General features: G+C 60.2%; 5 protein-coding genes and 1 tRNA gene. 1 reads left to right on the plus strand and 5 read right to left on the minus strand.

The window, feature by feature from the left end:
* A partial coding sequence (locus tag DMP06_RS11115; protein WP_476712875.1) for an amino acid kinase family protein occupies positions 1 to 345 on the plus strand: 345 nt, incomplete at its 5' end.
* 101 nt (positions 346 to 446) lie between these two features.
* Here the strand turns inward: DMP06_RS11115 and lysS are convergent.
* The 5 genes from lysS to DMP06_RS11140 form a co-directional block, all read right to left on the minus strand.
* Positions 447 to 2,420, minus strand: a complete 1,974-nt coding sequence (gene lysS / locus DMP06_RS11120; protein WP_123209801.1) for a lysine--tRNA ligase — start codon at positions 2,418 to 2,420, stop codon at positions 447 to 449.
* A 369-nt stretch (positions 2,421 to 2,789) separates the two neighbouring features.
* Positions 2,790 to 3,260, minus strand: coding sequence for a transcription elongation factor GreA (gene greA / locus DMP06_RS11125; RefSeq protein ID WP_123209802.1), 471 nt, complete (start codon positions 3,258 to 3,260; stop codon positions 2,790 to 2,792).
* A 114-nt stretch (positions 3,261 to 3,374) separates the two neighbouring features.
* Positions 3,375 to 3,641, minus strand: coding sequence for a twin-arginine translocase TatA/TatE family subunit (tatA, locus tag DMP06_RS11130; RefSeq protein ID WP_123209803.1), 267 nt, complete (start codon positions 3,639 to 3,641; stop codon positions 3,375 to 3,377).
* Positions 3,642 to 3,702: 61 nt separating this feature from the next.
* A tRNA-Pro gene (locus DMP06_RS11135) sits at positions 3,703 to 3,779 on the minus strand.
* A 123-nt stretch (positions 3,780 to 3,902) separates the two neighbouring features.
* Complete coding sequence (locus DMP06_RS11140; RefSeq protein WP_123209804.1) at positions 3,903 to 5,138, minus strand: coiled-coil domain-containing protein; 1,236 nt, start codon at positions 5,136 to 5,138, stop codon at positions 3,903 to 3,905.
* Positions 5,139 to 5,798 lie beyond the last annotated feature (660 nt).

Here is a 5,798-nt window from a genome sequence, read left to right on the forward strand (position 1 = left end):
GCCAACGACGCCTACACCGGCGTGCCCGCCGTCATCGACAAGGACCGCTCCGCCGCGATGATGGCCGCGACCTTCGACGCCGACATGCTGGTGATACTGACCGCCGTGGAGAAGGTGGCCGTGAACTACGGGAAGCCCGACCAGGCCGACATCGACGTCATGGACGCCGCCCAGGCCCGCGAGTACATCGAGCAGGGCCAGTTCGCCCCCGGCTCGATGCTCCCCAAGGTGGAGGCGTGCCTGGAGTACGTGGAGGCCCGCCCCCAGGGCAGGGCGCTCATCACCTCGCTCGAGTGCGCCGCCGCGGGGCTTCGCGGCGAGACCGGCACGATAATCACCGCTTAGAGCGCTTTCCTTCACCACACCTCTAAACAAAAGGGCCCGGTATAATCCGAGGCCCTTATTTGTTCACGGATAATCGCACGAACGCAAGAAACCCGTTGTGCTTAGTACAGCTTAGCTCCCGCGGGAATGGCATCGTCCACCATGAGCACATTCAGACGCTCCTCGGTGGTCCCATCCTCAAGCGTTTCCTCATGCACGGCGCTGATGATCATGCCGCACGAGGGCACGCCCATCATCTTGCGCGGAGGCAGGTTGGTGATGGCGACCAGGGTGCGGCCGATCAGATCCTCCGGCTCGTAATACGCGTGAATGCCGGAAAGGATCGTGCGGTCCTCGCCCGTGCCGTCGTCGAGCGTGAACTGGAGCAGCTTCTTGCTCTTGGGCACCGCGAAGCAATCCTTCACCTTCACCGCACGGAAATCGCTCTTGCTGAACGTATCGAAGTCGACCTCGTCGGCGAACAGCGGCTCGATGGCCACCTTGGAGTAGTCGATGGTAGGCACCTTGTTGGGAGCATATGCCGCCCCTGCGCCCGCCTCCTGCGCAGCCTTGGCTGCGGCGGCACCGGATTTGCTGCCCTTCTCGGGCTTCATATGCGGGAACAGCAGCACGTCGCGAATGGAGGCGCTATCGGTGAGCAGCATCACCACGCGATCGATGCCGATGCCGATGCCACCCGCCGGAGGCATGCCGTATTCCAGCGCACGCACGTAGTCCTCGTCGTACTCCATTGCCTCCTCGTCGCCGCCGGCCTTCTCCTCCATCTGCGCAGCAAAACGCTCCGCCTGATCAACAGGATCGTTGAGCTCGGAGAAAGCGTTGGCGTACTCATGGCCGGCGATCACCAGCTCGAAGCGGTGGGTCAAACGCGGATCGTCTTCGAAACGCTTGGCAAGCGGGCTCACCTCAATGGGATAGTCGCACACGAACGTGGGATTCACGATGGTGTCCTCACCCAGTTCGTCATAGATCTCGGCAATCAGCTTGCCGCTCGTCCATTCGGGCTTGACCTCGATGCCGCGCGCTTTGGCCTCGGCCGCCAGCTCCTCGGCGGGAGTATCGATGGTCACCTCGCGGCCCAGCACCTCCGACACGATGTCGGTCATGGGACGGCTGGGCCATTCGCCCGACAGATCGATGGTCTTGCCCTGGTATTCAATCTGCTCGGGATTGCCGATGGCGGCGTTGGCGGCCTTGATCACGCCCTGAGCCAGCGCCTTCATGCCCTCCAGGTCGGAGTAGGCACGATACGCCTCCATGGTAGTGAACTCGGGGTTGTGCGTGAGGTCCATGCCTTCGTTGCGGAAGATGCGTCCGATCTCGAACACGCCCTCGAAACCGCCCACGAGCAGACGCTTCAAGTGCAGCTCGGTGGCGATACGCAGGTAGCACTCCTGGTTGAGCGCGTTGAAGTGCGTGATGAAGGGCTTGGCGGTAGCGCCGCCCTGGATGGTTTGCAGAATGGGCGTCTCCACCTCCATGTAGCCGTTGTCCTCCATGTAGCGGCGGAAAGCCGAAAGGATGGCGGAGCGCTTGCGGAAGGTGTCGCGCACATCTTCGTTCACGATCAGGTCAACGTAGCGCTGACGATAGCGCGTCTCTTTGTCGGAGAGGCCGTGGAACTTCTCGGGCAGCGGGCGCACGGCCTTGGACAGCAGAACGATGGAACGCGGAGAAATGGACAGCTGGCCGCGCTTGGTGCGCACCACAATGCCCTCCACGTTGATGATATCGCCCAAATCGAGCTTCTTCAGCAGCTCCCAGGAAGCTTCAGGCACCTCGTTAATGCGGCAGAACAGCTGGATGTCGCCCGTCACGTCGCGAACCACGACGAACATGATCTTGCCCTGGCCTCGCTTGGCAACGATGCGGCCGCCGATTTTCACCACGTCCTCGGTCTCGGCCTCGTTGGGGAGGTCCGCATACTTCGCATCGATGTCGGCAGCGTAATCGCGCACCTCGGAGTGCTCAGGATACGGGTTGGTGCCCGCCTCGATGTATGCTTCGCGCTTGGCAAGACGCAGCGCGCGCTCGTCGTTCAAAAGCTCAGGGGAAATCTCAGTGTTCTCACTCATGAAATACCTCTTAATACCTAGTCGTAGCGGTGTTTCGAACCGTGTGAATTCTAACGTATCTGCAGCACGAATTCAGAAACCTTACGGAATCAGGATGAAATGCCAGATATGACCCGCATCTCAACAAACGCCGCGGAATCGGGACGAAACAGCAAGCGGGCGCCTGGTGCCCCAGACTGCCCCGTTGCAATCCCGGCAAGCAGGCCGAGGGCCTTGCTTGGCTCCACCTATGCAAGCGGGCGGTAGCGTGCCGCTAGGCGGCGCCGCACGCGCAAAGGTGAGGAAGGGGCAAGATGAGGTGCCAGGCGCCCGCGCAACATCGCAGCGTCTTGCAGAGAAGCTCCGGCGGCCGACAAGCCGCCGGAACGGTTAGTGCTCGATCTTCAGGATGGTCATATTGATCTCGCGACCGGTGGGGCCCACGGCAACAACGCTGTCGTCTTTCTTGTGACCCAAAAGCGCAGCGCCCACGGGGCTCTCGTTGGAGATCTTGCCGGCAGCAGCATCGGCCTCGGCGCCGCCCACGATGGTGAACACGCGCTCGCCCGCGCCCATCTTCACCGTAACGGTGCTGCCCACGTTCACCTTGTTGGAACGCTTGGGCGTGGAAACCACAGTGGCCTCGGACAGAATCTGGTTGATCTCAGAGATGCGAGCCTCGAGCATAGCCTGCTCGTTTTTAGCATCGTCGTACTCGGAGTTCTCGGAGATGTCGCCGAACTCGCGCGCCACCTTGATGCGCTCGCCCACCTCTGCGCGCTTCTCGTGCTCCAGGTAGTGCAGCTCCTGCTCGAGCTTCTCCTTGCCTTCCGGGGTGAGAATGTAGTCGTTGTTAGCCATTGTTGCAAAACACCTTACCTAAAAAACAGGCACGCCGAGCGTGCTCCACTAAACGTAAAAAGCGGTACGTCGACTCATCGCCGACATACCGCTTAAGCATCTGTGATACCGGATTTACTCCTCGTCGGTTTCCTTCTCGGCTTCCTTCGATGCGGCCTTGGCAGAAGCAGCAGGCTTCTTCTTGCGGACGGGCTTTTCGGGCTCTTCCTCTTCCTCGTCCATCTCCTCGAGCTCCTTCTTGGAACCCATGCCGTCGCGCAGGTTCTTCACCGTGCGACCCAGAGCGCTACCGAGTTTGGGAAGATTCTTGGGGCCGAAGATAAGCAGTGCGACCGCCAGGATGATAAGAAGCTCAGGAACTCCAAGTCCGAAAATTTTCATGCATTCCCTCCAAATCTCAAAGCCTTGGGCTTTAAGAGGACTACATAGCTACTGCCGAAGATGGTCGGGACGACAGGATTTGAACCTGCGGCCTCTGCGTCCCGAACGCAGCGCTCTACCAAACTGAGCCACGTCCCGACTTCTCTGCAAACAGCGCGCTATATACTAGCACAAACTTGCGCGTTTCAACCTATCAATTTGTTTTGCACAAGGCCACCATAGACAGCGGGCGCCCAATTCGGACGCCCGCTGAAAGATTCATCAGTACCAACGAAGAGCAGCATACCACGGGTTCCACCAGGATGAAGACTGGTAGCAAACCGTCTGGCCCGGCTGCGGCGCATGGATGTAGCTACCGCCGCCGGAGGACGCGCAAATGCCCACGTGTCCATCGGTGTAGAGCACGTCGCCTATCTGCGCCTCGCTCACCGATCCAATCCAGTCGGCGGAGGCGTACTGGGCACCCGTATAGCCGCCAATCTCAATGCCCGCTCCGTTGAGCCAGCAATAGCGCGTAAGGCCAGAGCAGTCGAAGCCCGCAGGGGTCTTTCCGCCCCACACATACGGCACGCCGATCTGGGCTTGAGCCACCGCGAGCACCGCCGATCCGTAGGAACTGGACCCGCCGCCCGAGCTGCTCGATCCGCCGCCAGACGAAGACCCGCCGGAGCTGCCGCCATTCGAAGTGCCGCCGCCAGTCGAACCACCGCCTGCGCTGCCTCCGTCCGACCCGCCATCGGATTCGCCGCCGGAGGAATCTTCCTCGCCCGAGCTATCGGCGCCGCCACTCGACCCGCCATTGCTCGATGCCGCCTCCTCGGCGGCAGCCGCGGCTTCGGCAGCCGCCTTCTCCTCGGCAGCACGCTGCTCTTCTTCGAGCAGCTCGGCAACCTGGGCGTCGAGCGAATCCACCTCGGCTTGGTATTGCTCCACAAGCTGCTCGGCCTCGGCCTGAGCCGCGGATGCTTCATCCATCTTCTGCTGGGCGAGCTGGGCTTGGCTTTCGTATTCGGCCTTCTGCTTCTCGTTGTCCTCGCGCAGGGTCTTGGTCTGCGAAACCATGTCGGCATCGGCATCGTTGAGCGTCTGGAGCGTATCCCAGTTCTTCAAAAAGTCGTCGAAGGAAGACGAGCCCAGAAGCACGTCGAGGAAGGTGATCTGGCCGTCGCGGTACATGCCGCGGGCGCGGCCGCCCAGGCTCTCCTGGAGCTCGGAAATCTTAGCGGTGTTCTCGTCGATCTTCTTCTGCGCCTCGTCCATCTTGGCGGTGGCGGTGTCGTGCTCTTCGAGGGCGGCGTTGTATGAGTCCGACGCCTTGCCCAGCTGTACGCGCATAGCATCGAGCTTGGAGCGAGCCTCATCGGCCTGCGCCTGCACCTCTGATGACGTAAGCTCGTCAGCAAATGCCGAATGGGGCACCGCAAGCGACGCGACGCCGAAAGCCGCCGCCCCGCCCAAGAAGGCCCGTCTGGTCAAATGTGCGTTTGTAGTGGTCATAAACGAAGCCCTTTCATGCTAAACGACGCCCGAACGCAGCGTCGTTATTGCTTTAGGATAGCAAAGGTAGCCCGGAGCAGGGCAATTACTCACAACCGTACCACGCAGCGTTCACACACCTTGAAGGTTAGTGAAATTCCTACAGTAGGTTTCTTTTCGAAAGCCTTTTATCTGGGAACTGCGCCGTTTTCTCGCCTGTTTCGCCCAATCCCGGGCAGTGTGCCAATTGTTGGTGTCACAATCCCGCGCATTAAAGAGCGTCGGAGCAACGGAAATCAGGTCCGGAGGCCTCGCGTTCGCAACTTAACGGCCTTTGTGACAGTAATTCGAAGTATGTAATCCATTTTTCTATGCTTTTCCTAAGACAATTGCCCATTTGGGCACAGACGAGTGGACGAGTTCTTATCCTCAGCATGAGAGAGCATGAAAACCGCAGGTCAGAAAGAGGGACTCAAACGCCCGAAGCCACTCACTTTGAGATCCGGCTCAAACAAGGATTACATACTCAAGAAAACTGTCAGGGTTAACATATTTTGGGACCGCGGACGTTTTCTTGTACATCCTACAGCACCGGATAGCCCAGCGCCGCGCGGCGCTCGTCCGGGGTGAGCCACCCGAGCTTCTGGGATATGCGCCCCTCGCGGAACCAGCGCATCCACT

Source organism: Slackia equolifaciens, assembly GCF_003725995.1.
In the GTDB taxonomy this organism is placed as follows: domain Bacteria; phylum Actinomycetota; class Coriobacteriia; order Coriobacteriales; family Eggerthellaceae; genus Slackia; species Slackia equolifaciens.